The organism is Streptomyces corchorusii (assembly GCF_001514055.1).
Taxonomy (GTDB): Bacteria; Actinomycetota; Actinomycetes; order Streptomycetales; family Streptomycetaceae; genus Streptomyces; species Streptomyces olivaceoviridis.
In genome coordinates this window covers 1-14,500 of the sequence record NZ_KQ948364.1, presented here as the reverse complement: position 1 = coordinate 14,500, position 14,500 = coordinate 1, and the positions used below count along the sequence as shown (strand labels likewise).

The 14,500-nt window shown below is 70.1% G+C and carries 13 protein-coding genes and 1 riboswitch; of the genes, 2 read left to right on the top strand and 11 right to left on the bottom strand.

Annotation, left to right across the window (positions count from 1 at the left end; translation table 11 throughout):
* Positions 1-16 precede the first annotated feature (16 nt).
* A complete protein-coding gene (locus tag AQJ11_RS31480) occupies positions 17-436 on the top strand; it encodes a TOBE domain-containing protein (protein WP_014671409.1) in 420 nt (139 codons plus the stop codon).
* Between the two features lie 55 nt (positions 437-491).
* Here AQJ11_RS31480 and gcvP read toward each other — a convergent pair whose 3' ends face one another.
* Positions 492-3,377: an aminomethyl-transferring glycine dehydrogenase gene (gene gcvP, locus AQJ11_RS31475; RefSeq protein ID WP_014671410.1), complete on the bottom strand. Its 2,886-nt coding sequence runs from the start codon at positions 3,375-3,377 to the stop codon at positions 492-494.
* A 174-nt stretch (positions 3,378-3,551) separates the two neighbouring features.
* A riboswitch (glycine riboswitch) is annotated at positions 3,552-3,646 on the bottom strand.
* A 119-nt stretch (positions 3,647-3,765) separates the two neighbouring features.
* Between gcvP and AQJ11_RS31470 the strand changes: the two genes are divergently transcribed.
* Positions 3,766-4,137 (top strand): PRC-barrel domain-containing protein, encoded by a 372-nt coding sequence (locus AQJ11_RS31470; protein WP_041665015.1) that lies wholly within the window; start codon positions 3,766-3,768, stop codon positions 4,135-4,137.
* Here the strand turns inward: AQJ11_RS31470 and AQJ11_RS31465 are convergent.
* The 10 genes from AQJ11_RS31465 to clsA all read right to left on the bottom strand — a co-directional run bounded on the left by AQJ11_RS31465 (position 4,059) and on the right by clsA (position 14,392).
* Positions 4,059-5,549, bottom strand: a complete 1,491-nt coding sequence (locus tag AQJ11_RS31465) for a DNA polymerase IV (RefSeq protein ID WP_059265430.1) — start codon at positions 5,547-5,549, stop codon at positions 4,059-4,061. The two genes, AQJ11_RS31470 and AQJ11_RS31465, sit on opposite strands and share 79 nt — an antisense overlap.
* 81 nt (positions 5,550-5,630) lie before the next feature.
* Positions 5,631-6,314, bottom strand: a complete 684-nt coding sequence (locus tag AQJ11_RS31460) for a MerR family transcriptional regulator (protein ID WP_086011502.1) — start codon at positions 6,312-6,314, stop codon at positions 5,631-5,633.
* A 261-nt stretch (positions 6,315-6,575) separates the two neighbouring features.
* Entirely contained in the window at positions 6,576-7,049 is a 474-nt protein-coding gene (locus AQJ11_RS31455) for a bifunctional nuclease family protein (protein WP_026253112.1), read from the bottom strand.
* A gap of 85 nt (positions 7,050-7,134) precedes the next feature.
* Positions 7,135-7,872, bottom strand: a complete 738-nt coding sequence (gene ftsR / locus AQJ11_RS31450) for a transcriptional regulator FtsR (protein WP_059265429.1) — start codon at positions 7,870-7,872, stop codon at positions 7,135-7,137.
* A 44-nt stretch (positions 7,873-7,916) separates the two neighbouring features.
* Entirely contained in the window at positions 7,917-8,747 is an 831-nt protein-coding gene (locus AQJ11_RS46635; RefSeq protein ID WP_189817380.1) for an FHA domain-containing protein, read from the bottom strand.
* Between the two features lie 190 nt (positions 8,748-8,937).
* Positions 8,938-9,801 carry a DUF881 domain-containing protein gene (locus tag AQJ11_RS31440; RefSeq protein WP_014671416.1) on the bottom strand — a complete coding sequence of 288 codons (864 nt, stop codon included), beginning with the start codon at positions 9,799-9,801 and terminating at the stop codon, positions 8,938-8,940.
* A 5-nt stretch (positions 9,802-9,806) separates the two neighbouring features.
* Positions 9,807-10,139, bottom strand: a complete 333-nt coding sequence (locus AQJ11_RS31435) for a small basic family protein (protein ID WP_003988855.1) — start codon at positions 10,137-10,139, stop codon at positions 9,807-9,809.
* Positions 10,136-11,044, bottom strand: a complete 909-nt coding sequence (locus tag AQJ11_RS31430) for a DUF881 domain-containing protein (RefSeq protein ID WP_208616659.1) — start codon at positions 11,042-11,044, stop codon at positions 10,136-10,138. Before AQJ11_RS31430 ends, AQJ11_RS31435 begins: the two co-directional genes overlap by 4 nt.
* A gap of 130 nt (positions 11,045-11,174) precedes the next feature.
* Positions 11,175-13,670, bottom strand: a complete 2,496-nt coding sequence (locus AQJ11_RS31425) for a mannose-1-phosphate guanyltransferase (RefSeq protein WP_059265427.1) — start codon at positions 13,668-13,670, stop codon at positions 11,175-11,177.
* 113 nt (positions 13,671-13,783) lie between these two features.
* Positions 13,784-14,392, bottom strand: coding sequence for a cardiolipin synthase ClsA (clsA, locus tag AQJ11_RS31420; protein ID WP_014671419.1), 609 nt, complete (start codon positions 14,390-14,392; stop codon positions 13,784-13,786).
* Positions 14,393-14,500: the final 108 nt, after the last annotated feature.

The window sequence follows — 14,500 nt, the reverse complement described above, 5'->3', positions numbered from 1 at the left end:
TCTACGGTGGGTGCCCATGACCCTGAGCATCCGCAACCAGCTGCCCGGCACCGTCACCGAGGTGCGCCCGGGCGAAGTCATGGCGACCGTCAAAGTCCGGCTCACCGGCGGCCAGGACCTCACCGCGGCCGTCACCCTGGAAGCCGTCGAGCAGCTCGGCCTCGCCTTGGGTTCCCCGGTGACCGCCCTGGTGAAGGCGACGGAGGTCTCCCTGGCCGCCAACCGGGTCGAGGGTCTGTCGATCCGCAACCAGCTGCGGGGCACAGTCATCCGCCTCTCGCTCGGCGAGGCCATGGCCACCGTCCGGGTCGCCGTGGAAGGCGGCGAACTCACCGCCGCGATCACGAAGGACGCGGTCGGGGACCTCGGCCTGTTCGTGGGCTCCGACGTCGTCGCCCTGATCAAGGCGACGGAGGTCTCGCTGGCGACGGCGTAGGACATCGCGAAGGCCCCGCCCGGAGATCCGGGCGGGGCCTTCGTCAGCGGTTCGCTCAGTCCTCGTAGGCGTCCAGCGGCGGGCAGGAGCACACCAGGTTGCGGTCGCCGTAGGCCTGGTCGATGCGGCGCACCGGCGGCCAGTACTTGTCGGCGGCCGAGACACCGGCCGGGAAGACGGCCTCCTCGCGGCTGTAGGCGTGCGTCCACTCACCGCCGAGCGCGGCGGCGGTGTGCGGGGCGTTGCGCAGCGGGTTGTCCTCGGCGGGCCACGCGCCGGAGCCGACCTTGTCGATCTCCGCGCGGATGGCGATCATCGCATCGCAGAACCGGTCCAGCTCGGTCAGGTCCTCGGACTCGGTCGGCTCGATCATCAGCGTGCCGGCCACCGGGAAGGACATGGTCGGCGCGTGGAAGCCGTAGTCGATCAGGCGCTTGGCCACGTCGTCCACGCTCACGCCGGTCGCCTTGGTCAGCGGGCGCAGGTCGATGATGCACTCGTGCGCGACGAGGCCGCCGGGGCCGGTGTAGAGCACCGGGTAGTGCGGCTCCAGGCGCTTGGCGACGTAGTTCGCGGAGAGCACCGCGACCTGCGTGGCCCGCTTGAGGCCCTCGCCGCCCATCAGACGGACGTAGGCCCACGAGATCGGCAGGATGCCCGCGCTGCCCCACGGGGCGGCCGAGATCGGGCCCACGCCCGTCTGGGGGCCGGCCTCCGGCTGGAGCGGGTGGTTCGGCAGGTACGGCGCCAGGTGCGAGCGGACCGCGACCGGGCCGACGCCCGGGCCGCCGCCGCCGTGCGGGATGCAGAACGTCTTGTGCAGGTTCAGGTGGGAGACGTCACCGCCGAAGTGGCCGGGCTTGGCGAGGCCGACGAGCGCGTTGAGGTTGGCGCCGTCGACGTACACCTGGCCGCCCGCCTCGTGCACCTGGGCGCAGATGTCGGCGACGTGCTCCTCGAACACACCGTGCGTGGAGGGGTAGGTGATCATCAGCACCGCCAGCTCGTCGCGGTGCTGCTCGATCTTGGCGCGCAGGTCCTCGACGTCGATCTCGCCGTCCTCGGCGGTCTTGACGACGACGACCTTCATGCCGGCCATCACGGCGCTGGCCGCGTTGGTGCCGTGCGCGGAGGACGGGATGAGGCACACGGTGCGCTGCTCGTCGCCGTTGGCGCGGTGGTAGCCGCGTACGGCGAGCAGACCGGCCAGTTCGCCCTGGGAGCCGGCGTTCGGCTGGAGGGAGACCTTGTCGTAGCCGGTGACCTCGGCGAGGCGGTCCTCCAGCTCGTGGATGAGCGCGAGGTAGCCCTGGGCCTGCTCGACGGGTGCGAAGGGGTGCAGCTGCCCGAACTCGGGCCAGGTGACCGGCTCCATCTCGGTGGTCGCGTTGAGCTTCATGGTGCAGGAGCCCAGCGGGATCATGCCGCGGTCGAGCGCGTAGTCGCGGTCGGCCAGCTTGCGCAGGTAGCGCAGCATCGCGGTCTCGGAGCGGTGCTGGTGGAAGACCGGGTGGGTGAGGTAGGCGTCGGTGCGCAGCAGCGCCTCGGGCAGGGTGTCCTCGGCGGTCTCGTCCAGCGCCTCGATGTCGCCCTCGACACCGAAGGCGGCGAAGACGGCGGCCAGCTGGGCCCGGTTGGTGGTCTCGTCGCAGGCCGCCGAGACGTGGTCGGCGTCGACGAGGCGCAGGTTGACCCCGTTCTCCCGGGCGGCGGCGACGACCGCGGCGGCCTTGCCGGGCACCCGCGCGGTGAGGGTGTCGAAGTACGCGCCGTGCACGATCTCCACGCCACCGGCCTTCAGCCCCTCGGCGAGGATCGTGGCGTACCGGTGCGTGCGCCGGGCGATGGTCCGCAGGCCCTCCGGCCCGTGGTAGACGGCGTACATGCCGGCCATCACGGCGAGCAGCACCTGGGCGGTGCAGATGTTGCTGGTGGCCTTCTCGCGGCGGATGTGCTGCTCACGGGTCTGGAGCGCCAGGCGGTAGGCCTTGTTGCCGTCGACGTCGACGGAGACGCCGACGAGCCGGCCGGGGAGGCTGCGCGCGAACTTCTCGCGTACGGCCATGTAGCCGGCGTGCGGGCCGCCGAAGCCCATCGGCACACCGAAGCGCTGGGTCGTGCCGACGGCGATGTCCGCCCCGAGCTCGCCCGGCGAGGTCAGCAGGGTCAGCGCGAGCAGGTCGGCGGCGACCGTGACCAGGGCGCCCAGCTCGTGCGCCTGGTCGATGACGGGCTTGATGTCCCGTACGGCACCCGAGGCGCCCGGGTACTGGATCAGCACGCCGCTGATCTCGCGCTCGGCGATGTCCGCCGGGATGCCGTCGCCGAGGTCGGCGACGACGACCTCGACGCCGGTCGGCTCGGCGCGGGTCTGGATCACGGCGATGGTCTGCGGCAGCGCGTCCGCGTCGACCAGGAACAGGCCCTTCTTGTTCTTGCCCATGCGCAGGGAGAGCGCCATGGCCTCGGCGGCGGCGGTGCCCTCGTCCAGCAGGGAGGCGCCGGAGGTGGGCAGACCGGTCAGCTCGGCGACCATCGTCTGGAAGTTCAGCAGGGCCTCCAGGCGGCCCTGGGAGATCTCCGGCTGGTACGGCGTGTAGGCCGTGTACCAGGCCGGGTTCTCCATGACGTTGCGCAGGACGACGGGGGGCGTGAAGGTGCCGTAGTAGCCCAGGCCGATCATGGAGCCGAGGACCTGGTTGCGGTCGGCGAGCGAGCGCAGCTCGGCGAGCACCTCGGCCTCGGTGCGGGCGCCCGGCAGGTCCAGGGCGTCGGCATTCTTGATCACATCCGGCACCGCGGCGGCGGTCAGCTCGTCGAGCGAGCCGTACCCGACCTGCGCGAGCATCTTGGCCCGCGCCTCCTGGTCGGGCCCGATGTGGCGCTGCTCGAACGGGGTGCCCGCTTCGAGTTCGGAGAGCGGAATGCGATGGGCGGTCATTGCGGAGGCCTCCTGGTCTGACGCGACCTGCGAGGGGCACCACGGCGCGGGTACCCCGACGGCCTCCCCCTCTGTCATCTCGACCTGAGAGCTTCACCGGACGCCCGTGGGCACCGGCTTTCCCCGTCGGTGAGAGCGGAAGCCGTCGACATCCGCCCTGCTTTCCAGAGTGACCTCGTCCGTGCGGTACGTGAGCCTGAGAGATTCCGGGGAGGATTTGCTCCTTCGGCGCCTCCGAGGTGGTCGGAGGACTCTCCCGCACGGGGTCGACAGCCGCTGTCAGCCTACCAGCGAGGTCAACACCGGGGCCTTCGAGTGGCCGCCTCCTTGAATGTGCTCTTTTGTAGTGCTTACGGATGAGTTGCGACCACGTGGAGGGAGAGGGACCGTGCAGACCGACATCGATCCACGCAACCTGATCGGCCGCAAGGCGTTCGACCGCAATGGCACCAAGATCGGCACCATCGACGAGGTGTACCTGGACGACGCGACCGGCGTGCCCGAATGGGCGGCCATACGCACCGGCCTGTTCTCCCGGGACGCCTTCGTGCCGCTGGAGCCCAGCGAACTCGTCGAGGGCACCCTGCACGTCCCCTTCGACCGCTCCCTCATCAAGGACGCCCCCGACTTCGGCGTGGGCCGCCACCTCTCCCCCGAACAGGAGCTCCAGCTCTACCACCACTACGGCCTCGACGTGGCCTCACCCCCCAAGGTCCCGGACCGCGACTTCGGCAAGCTGGCGGGGTCGGAGGAGGCCTGAGCCGCGAGGTCCTCCGGGGGCCGGGACGGAGCCGTGCGACGGCCGCGGTCGGGCGGACCGGGACGTTCGGCCGGGTGGGAGGAATCCGGGACCAACGGCAGCGGATCGGCGGACTCCAGCGCGGGATCGTCGGAGAAGAACGTCCGCACCCGCCCCGGAGGGGAGTGCGGCGTCTCGAACCGCACGGTCACCCGCCCCAGCCCGCTCCCCTGCACCCACCCGTGCCCGTGCTCCGCGTGCCGCACGTCCTGTCCGGCCCGCCACTGCCGCTCGACCGGCTCCGCCCGCTCCACGACAGCCTCCACCGCATCCTTCTCCGGCTCCTTCGCCGCGGGCACGGGTATCGCCTGCGCGAACAGGTCCTCCTGCGTGTAGTCGGCGAGCCCGGACACCCCCACCCCGAGCAGCCGCACCCCGCCCGTGGTGTCCACGGAGTCCAGCAGTCGCGCCGCCGCCTCGCGGATGACCACGGGGTCGTCCGTGGGCCCCCTGAGCGTCTCGGAGCGGGTCAGGGTGGAGAAGTCGTACCGCCGCACCTTCAGCACGATGGTCCGCCCGGACAGCCCGGCCTGGCGCAGCCGCCCCACACACCGGTCGGCCAGCCGCTGCACCTCCAGACCGACCCGCAGCCGGTCGTGGATGTCCACGTCGTACGTGTCCTCCACCGACACCGACTTGGTCTCCCGCTCGGCCACCACGGGCCGCTCGTCCCGGGCCAGGGCCATGGCGTACAGCGCGTGCCCGTGCGCCTTGCCGAGCAGCCGGACCAGCTCGTCCTCGCCGGCCTCCGCCAGTTCCTCCACCGTGGTGATCCCGGCCCGGCGCAGATGGTCCCCGGTGGCCGGTCCGACCCCCGGCAGGGTGCGCACCGGCATCGGCGCCAGCAGCGCCCGCTCCGTGCCCGGCTCGATCAGCCGCAGGCCGTCCGGCTTGGCCTGCTCGGAGGCGATCTTCGCGAGCATCTTGGAGGCGGCGAGCCCCACCGATCCAGTGAGCCCGGTGACCGCCCGGATGTCCGCGCGCAGCTTCTCCCCGGCCCGCCGCGCCGACTCCCCGTCCCAGGCCGCTCCCCCGGCCTCCAGGTCCACGAACGCCTCGTCCAGGCTCAGCGGCTCCACCAGCGGTGACAGCTCCCGCAGCAGCGCCATCACCTGCTCGCTGATCGTCCGGTACAGGGTGAAGCGCGGCACCAGGTACGCGGCGTTGGGTGCCAGCCGGCGCGCCTGGGACATGGGCATCGCCGAGTGGACCCCGAACACCCGTGCCTCGTACGACGCGGTCGCCACCACCCCGCGCGGTCCGAGCCCGCCCACGACCACCGCTTTCCCGCGCAGGCTCGGCTTGGACGCCTGCTCCACCGAGGCGAAGAAGGCATCCATGTCGAGATGCAGGATCGTGGGCGCGTTTCTCACATCTCCGATGCTGCACCACGGCACTGACAACGCCGTGCGGCCGGGGCGCCCCGCGAGAGGGCCGGCGGCCGGAGCCGGAGGTCAGACCGCCCGGTTGCGGCGCCGCGCCAGCTCGTCCGCGGGGTTGTGCCCGACCAGGGTCTCGCCGGTGTCGATGCGCTCGCCGTGCAGCTGGGAGAGGGCGCTTTCCACGTCCCGCCACACCACGCCGACAGCGATCCCGAAGATGCCCTGACCGCCCTGGAGCAGGGCGTGCACCTCGTCCGGCGAGGTGCACTCGTACACGGTCGCGCCGTCGCTCATCAGGGTCATCCGCTCCAGGTCGCGGAAACCGCGTTCCCTGAGGTGCTGGACGGCCGTGCGGATGTTCTGCAAGGACACCCCGGTGTCCAGGAACCGCTTCACGATCTTCAGGACGACGACGTCCCGGAAGCTGTACAGACGCTGGGTGCCCGACCCGTAGGCGGGCCGTACGCTGGGCTCGACCAGACCGGTGCGGGCCCAGTAGTCGAGCTGCCGGTAGGTGATGCCGGCAGCCGCGCAGGCCGTGGGCCCGCGGTAGCCGATCTCCTCGGACGCCATGGACGCCACCCCTCCGCCGTTCGGCACCGCCGTCGGCAGCTGCGGAGCGTGCTCCACCGCGCTGCCGGGATGGGCATGACCCCCGCCTGAGCGCGGTCGCGAGCTCGGGGGCGGGTACGGACCGCTCTCCCCGAAACCGCGTCCGGGGGCACCCCCAGCCGTACCGTCGCCGCTGGTTCTCACGCCGACCTCCGTCCTTGACCTGCCTTCTCGACGGTAGGCAGTCACCAGGGGTGCGTCAACGATCGCCACACTCGGCACGCCGAGTGATAATCACCCAAGGAGTGGTTTCCCGTGTCCCACCGCGGGGAAAGGCTAGCCGAATGCGCTGACGGGGGGCCGTAGGACGCTCTCACTGGCCGGGGGCAATTGCCGGGGCGAGGGCCGTGCGGGGCCGCCGTCCGCCCCGGTGGACCACCGGGGCGGACGGGCCGGTCCCAGGGCTCACTGGCTGCTGGTGCCGAAGTCCTCGGGCGAGATCTGGTCGAGGAACTCGCGGAACTTCTCCACCTCGTCCTCCTGCTCGTCCGGAATGGCGATGCCGGCGTCGTCCAGCACCGTGTCACTGCCGTAGATCGGCGTCCCGGTGCGCAGGGCTAGCGCTATGGCATCGGAGGGGCGGGCGCTGACCTCGACCCCGCTGGCGAACACCAGCTCCGCGTAGAAGACACCTTCCCGCAGATCGGTGATGCGCACTTCGGTCAGCTCCTGGCCGACGGCCTCCAGCACGTCCTTGAACAGGTCGTGGGTCAGCGGTCGCGCGGGGGCCATGCCCTGCTGGGCGAAGGCGATCGCCGTCGCCTCCCCCGGCCCGATCCAGATGGGGAGGTAACGGTCGCCTCCCACTTCGCGCAGGAGCACGATCGGTTGGTTGGAGGGCATTTCGACCCGGACACCTACGACATCGAGCTCGTTCACACAGCAACCCTAGGCCGTGCCCGGGACGTTTGGGTAGTCGGGCCGGGAACAGGTGCCCGATCCGGCCGCTCCACGGCCCGCCGGATCAGGGCAGCCGCACACCGAGAGCGGTCTTCACCAGGGCCGCGTGCAGCTTCACCGTCAGGGCCGCCAGCTCCTTCGTACGGGCCTCGGCGTGCGCCCTGGTCTGCGGGTTGCGGTGGCGCTTGAGGGGGGCCACGACCTGGTCGACCAGGCCCGCCTCGCGGTCGGCGGCGGCCTTCATCACCCGCAGGTGGCGCGGCTCGATCCCGAACCGGCCCAGCTCGGCGATGAGCGAGGCCACGGTGACGGCCTCGGCGTCGTAGGCCCCGTCCTCCAGCGCGGTGATGAGCCCGTAGGACTCCCACTCCTTCAGGTCGTCCTCGTCGATGTCCGCGGCGGCCAGCAGCTCGGCCCTGCCGATCCTGGCCACCGTCGGCCCCTCCACGCGCGCGGGCACGTCCTCCGCGGTGCGCTGGCGGCCCACCACGGGCAGCGGGACGGCCTCACCCCGCTCCATGGCGTCCAGATGCTCACGGATCACCTTGAGCGGCAGGTAGTGGTCCCGCTGCATCCGCAGGACGTGACCGAGGCGCTCGACGTCCCCGGCGCTGAACTTGCGGTACCCCGACGGGGTCCGCTGCGGCTCGATGAGCCCCTCCGACTCCAGGAAGCGGATCTTGGAGATGGTGACTTCGGGGAACTCGTCGCGCAGCACGTTCAGCACCGTGCCGATGCTCATCAGCCCACTGTCCCTGGCGGCGGTACCGCTTCCGGCACCGCCGCTCGGTGTTTGCACCATGGACCTTCCCTGGGGGTCCCCCCGGACATCAGTCCGGGGGCGGGTCAGATGCCCTGCCGGCTCGCGTAGAACACCAGCCGGTACTTGCCGATCTGCACCTCGTCACCGTTCGACAGAGCGACCTGGTCGATGCGCTCCCGGTTGACGTACGTGCCGTTCAGGCTGCCCACGTCGGCCACCGTGAAGGAGCCGTCCGGGGAGCGCCGGAACTCCACGTGGCGCCGGGAGACCGTCACGTCGTCCAGGAAGATGTCGCTCTGCGGATGACGGCCGGCCGTGGTCAGGTCGCTGTCCAGCAGGAAGCGGCTGCCCGAGTTCGGCCCCCGGCGCACCACCAGCAGCGCCGAGCCCATCGGCAGGGCGTCCACCGCGGCCTGTGCCTCCGGGGAGAGCATCGGCAGCGGCGTCTGACCGGTCGCCTCGGAGTCGTAGGCCTCCAGGCCCGAGATCGAGATCGTGGACGTCGTCTCCGTGGCCCGCTCGGGCGTCAACCCGGGACGCAGCGGCGCCCCGCAGTTGGAGCAGAACCGGGCGTTCTCCGCGTTCCGGTTACCGCACCTCGTACATACCAGGACCGACATCGACGGATCCTCCTGCCGCGGCTGCCCCGCCGGGGCGTTGGACGCGTACGGGCCGGAGGCGAACCCTCCACCCGTACCTGAGGTTGACGGTTGCCCGAAACCTATGCCGCCGGACTGGGCAGGGTCAACAGACGCCGCGCCCTGACCTCCCGAAATGTCACCGCCCGGACCAGCGACCTGGTCCCGGAACAGCGGGCGCTGGCCCTCCGCGTCAGGCTGTGCGCGATGACGAGCGGTCGCGTTGCCGCTGCCCTCTCGCGCGCTCTTGCCGAACAACTTCGCAAACAACTTCACGGGCGATTCCCCTTGACCGAAACAGACCCGCCCGTGGGGCAGGACGAACCCTGATTGCCTACACCGGCCGAGCCGGACATTCTCACAACGTCCGTAACCACCAGACAGTTTCCACCACGCACCACCCCTTCGGTGCGCCGACCCCCCGCAACCTCATGCCCCTGCCGGACGGCCCCCATGCACCGCCGGTTCACTGGGAGGACGACCGAGCGTAGTCAGGCCGCTTCGCCTGTCGCAAGGCGTCCACGACGATCTTGTCCGACCGCTCGACGGTCACCGTGGCCTGCTCCTTCTCCAGAGTCTGCACCACGCCTCCAGGGATGTTCAGCGCGGGCTCAAGATCCTGCGGCTTGCCGATGACCTTGAAACGATAGGGGGCGTTGATCTTGTTCCCGTCGACGCTCACGCTCTTGCCGGCGTCGGTGAAGTAGGTACCCGTCACCACCCGGACCCCGTTGACCTGGATCGCCTCCGCACCGGCCGCGCGCAACTCCTGGATCGCGTCGAGCAGCATGTCCGCCTGGACCGTCCCCTTCGTGTCCTCGATCGTCATGGTGATGCCGGGACCCTGCGCCGCCACGGTGCCCGCCAGGACGCCGAGTTGCCTCTCTTTCTCGGCGGTCTGCCGGCGCGCCTCCGCGGCCTGGTCGGAGCTGCTCTGAAGCTCCTGACGCTGCTTTTCGAGCCCCTGCTTCTCGTCCTGAAGACGCTGAGTGCGCGAATCCAGTTCATCGAGGATGCGTACAAGATCTTCTTGGCGGGCTCCGCGCAGCGCGCTGTCGGTGTCGCTGTTGGACGCCACCTGCACGGCCAGGCCGAAGCCCAGCCCGAACAGCAGCACCGCGACGATGAGTTGAGCACGCGTGAAGCGCGGGGGCCACAGCCCCTTGACGAGCCGCTGCCGGCCCGTCAGCGGCTGCTGGGGCTCCCCCTCGGCCGGCTGCCCGGCCTCGGGCGCGGGCGCGGGCACTTCCGCCGGCAGTTCCCTGCGCAGCCGGTTCCCCGGCTGGTCGTTCCGGCCGTTGCCGTCGTTGCTGTCGTTCTGCTCGCTCATCGGTGTCACGCCCGGAACACGTGCCGCCGGATCGCCGCGGCGTTGGAGAAGATACGGATGCCCAGGACCACGACGACGCCCGTGGACAGCTGCGCGCCCACGCCCAACTTGTCGCCGAGGAACACGATGAGGGCGGCTACGACCACGTTCGACAGGAACGACACCACGAAGACCTTGTCGTCGAAGATGCCGTCGAGCATGGCCCGCAGACCACCGAAGACGGCGTCCAGCGCCGCGACGACGGCGATCGGCAGATAAGGCTCGACGACCGCCGGAACCTCGGGCCGGACCAACAGGCCGGCCACGACTCCCACGACGAGGCCCAGTACGGCGATCACGATGTGCCCTTCTCGGTTTTCTCGGACTTCGGCTGTGCTGTGCGTACGGTCACACTGGGTGCGGCGGGCAACCGGACGTCGCCCTCCGTCGAAATGGTGGCGCGGATGCCGTAGCTCTCCTCCAGGGCATGCAGATACAGGCCGTCGGCGCTGTTCTGGAACCCGGTGCTCAGCCTCTCCCCGTTCCCCACCGCCAGCACCGTGTACGGCGGCACCAGCGGCCTGTTGTCGACCAGTATCGCGTCACCCGCCGCCCTGATCGCGGACAGGGCGGTCAGCCGCTGTCCGTTGACGGAGATCGCCTCGGCGCCGGAGGCCCACAGCCCGTTGACCACGCGCTGCATGTCGCGGTCCCGTACCCGGCCGGTGTCGGAGAAGTCCGACGTCTCGCGGGGATTGGAGCCGTCCCCGCCGCCGCCCGCCTCCTTGGCGTCGTTCACGACGAGCTTGACACCCGGACCGTGCACCGCGGTGGCACCCGACAGCAGACCCACCAGGTCCGCCTCGGCGCTGCCCCCGCTCGACTTCAGGGCCGCCCGCTGGCGCGCGCTGACGTCGTCGCGCAGCGTGTCGACGGTGCTTTCGAGCTTGTCGGCGTCCGCCGTCTCGCTGTCGATGCGGTCGATCAGCTCCTGGCGCTCCTTGGCCACGACGGGCGCTGTCACGCGCGCCTGGGCCGCCCCCACGGTCACGACGAGCGCCGTGAGGACGAGGCCGGCGGCCAGGCCCAGCTTGGCCCGGAGCGTCTTCGGCAGGCCGCCCTCGCCCTCGGACTTCCTCCGGGCGGCGGCCTCGGCGTACCCGTCGTCGAGGCTGTGGTCCATGACGTTGGTGATCAACGACATGGAGGCGTCCGGGCGCTGCGGCCGCGTGGGGCTGCTCCGAACGGGGGGTTGCTGCGGCATGCCGCACATCGTCGCATGTCGCGAGCAGTACCTCCGAACGGCCCCACCGGCGTGCCGGACAGGCCCCCTTGGGGACACTTGTCCGGCACGCACGCGTGCAGCGGGTTTTGCCGTTCTCAGCCGCCGACCGTCACCGGCCGGCGCTGTCCACGACCGCCGACCACTCGTCCAGCAGGGCCTGCGCGGAGGCGTCGTCCGGCCCCTCCGCCCACAGATGGGTGACCGCCTCGGCCGGGTCGGGCAGCACCATCACCCAGCGCCCGTCGGTCTCCACGACCCGCACACCGTCGGTCGTGTCGACGGAGCGGTCTCCCGCCGCCTCGACCACCCGTCGCATCACCAGGCCCTTGACGGCCCACGGCGTCGCCAGGTCCCGCTTGAGGACGTGCGCCCGCGGGATCCGGGCGTCGATCTGGCTCAGCGTGAGCTGCGTCCGCGCCACGAGCCCGATCAGGCGCACGAAGGCGGCCGTGCCGTCGTACACACCGCTGAACTCCGGGACGATGAACCCGCCCTTGCCGTCGCCGCCGAAGATGGTGCCTTCCTCGCGCCCCACGCGCGTGAGGTCGTCGGGCGAAGTGGTCGTCCACTCGACCTGGGTACCGTGGTACGCCGCCACCTGCTCGGCGATCCGGGTCGTGGTGACCGGCAGCGCCACTCGTCCGCTGCGCCGCTCGGCGGCCACCAGGTCGAGCATGACCAGCAGCGCCCGGTCGTCCTCGATGATCCGGCCCTTCTCGTCCACGAGCGACAGCCGCTCGCCGACAGGGTCGAACCGCACACCGAACGCGGCACCCGAGGACGCCACGATCTCACCGAGCCGCACCAGCCCCTTCCGCCGCATCTCGGCCGTCTCCGTGGGCCGGGACTCGTCCAGACCCGGGTTGATGGTCAGCGAGTCCACACCGAGCTTGCCGAGCAGGCTGGGCAGCACGAGCCCGGCGCTGCCGTTCGAGGCGTCCACGACCACCTTCAGGCCCGACTCGGCTATCCCGGTCGTGTCGACGTTGCGCAGCAGCGATCCGGTGTACGAGTCGAAGACGCTGGCCGGGAAGTGCAGGTCACCGATCTCACCGGGGAACGCCCGCCGGTACTCCTGGCGTGCGAACACCCGGTCCAGCTTGCGCTGGCTGCCCTGCGAGAGGTCCGCGCCCTGTCCGTCGAAGAACATGATGTCGACCGAGTCCGGGACACCCGGCGAAGTCCGGATCATGATGCCGCCGGCACTGCCACGCGCGGTCTGCTGCCGGGCCACGGGCAGCGGTACGTTCTCCAGGTCGCGCACGTCGATGGCGCTGGCCTGGAGTGCGGAGATCACCGCCCGCTTGAGCGCCCGGGCGCCGCGGGAGTGGTCGCGGGCCGTGGTGACGGTGGAGCCCTTCTTCAGGGTCGTGGCGTAGGCGCCGGCGAGCCGGACCGCCAGCTCCGGCGTGATCTCCACGTTCAGGATGCCGGAGACGCCCCGGGCTCCGAACAGATGGGCCTGCCCCCGGGACTCCCAGATCACCGAGGTGTTGACGAAGGCACCGGCCTCGATGGTCTTGAACGGGTAGACGCGGACGTTGCCCTGAACGATCGATTCCTCACCGATCAGGCACTCGTCACCGATGACCGCGCCGTCCTCGATCCGGGCCGCACGCATGATGTCGGTGTTCTTGCCGACGACACAGCCGCGCAGATTGCTGTGCTGGCCTATGTACACGTTGTCGTGCACGACAGCCTTGTGCAGGAAGGCACCGCTCTTGACGACGACATTGGAGCCGACGACGGTGTGCTCCCGGATCTCCGCGCCGGCCTCGACCTTCGCATAGTCACCGATGTACAGCGGCCCGCGCAGCACGGCGTCGGGATGCACCTCGGCGCCCTCGGCCACCCACACGCCCGGGGAGATCTCGAAGCCGTCGATGTCGACGTTGACCTTGCCTTCGAGGACGTCCGCCTGGGCCTTGACATAGCTCTCGTGTGTGCCGACGTCCTCCCAGTAGCCCTCGGCGACATAGCCGTAGATCGGCTTGCCTTCCTTCATCAACTGCGGGAAGACATCGCCGGACCAGTCGACGGGCACATCGGCTTCGACGTAGTCGAAGACCTCGGGCTCCATGACGTAGATGCCCGTGTTTACCGTGTCGGAGAAGACCTGCCCCCAGGTCGGCTTCTCCAGGAAGCGTTCGACCTTGCCTTCCTCGTCGACGATGGTGATGCCGAACTCCAGCGGATTGGGCACACGGGTCAGGCAGACCGTGACCAGAGCGCCCTTCTCCTTGTGGAAATTGATCAGCTCGGTGAGGTCGAAGTCGGTCAGGGCATCGCCGGAGATGACGAGGAAGGCATCGTCCTTCAACGCCTCCTCGGCGTTCTTGACGCTTCCGGCGGTACCGAGTGGCTTCTCCTCGTTGGCGTACGTGAGCTCCATGCCGAGCTCTTCGCCGTCACCGAAGTAGTTCTTTACGAGGGACGCCAGGAACTGCACGGTGACCACGGTCTCGTTGAGCCCGTGCTTTTTGAGCAGTCGCAGCACATGCTCCATGATCGGGCGGTTCGCCACGGGCAGGAGCGGCTTGGGCATGCTGGAGGTCATTGGGCGAAGGCGCGTGCCTTCGCCGCCGGCCATCACGACGGCCTTCATGTCGGAAGCGTCCTCCTAAAGAGATGACTGTCTAGCCGACTTCACCCGTCCAAAGTGTCCCGCATTTCACGGCGGGGGGCCATCGGACGACTTTGTCCAGACAAGAGACGGGCTCAATCGGCCACGGCGTCCGCGCGCACCAGACGGCGGACTTGTACTACGTACAGCACTCCTGCCCACCAATAGAGGGTTGTACCCCATCCGGCGAAAGCCCACCCGAAAACTGCGGCGAGTGACGCGATCCATCCGTTTCCGTCGCTGAGCAGCAGGAGCGGGAAGGCGTACATGAGGTTGAACGTCGCGGCCTTGCCGAGGAAGTTCACCTGCGGCGGCGGATAGCCGTGCCGGCGGAGGATGCCCACCATGACCAGGAGGACGAGCTCCCGGGCCAGCAGGAGGGCGGTGAGCCAGAGCGGGAGGATTTCCCGCCAGGTCAGTCCGAGCAGCGTGGACAGGACGTAGAGCCGGTCGGCCGCGGGGTCGAGCAGCCGGCCGAGGCTGCTGATCTGGTTCCAGCGGCGGGCGAGCTTGCCGTCCAGGTAGTCGCTGACCCCGCTGAACGCGAGCACGAGGAGGGCCCAGCCATCGCTCTTGGGGCCGCCGAACTCCGGCCTGAGGATCAACCACAGGAAGAGGGGTACGCCGACGAGCCGCGCCATGCTGAGGATGTTGGGGATGGTGAGGACCCGGTCTGTCTGGACGCGGGTCTCCTGGACCTCCACCCGGGGGCCTCCTGTGCGAAATGAACCAACGATGCCCCCTGACCTTACCTCAACGCAAAAAAGCTCCGGCCCCTGGGCAGTGCCCAAGAGCCGGAGCTTCAAAAGGAG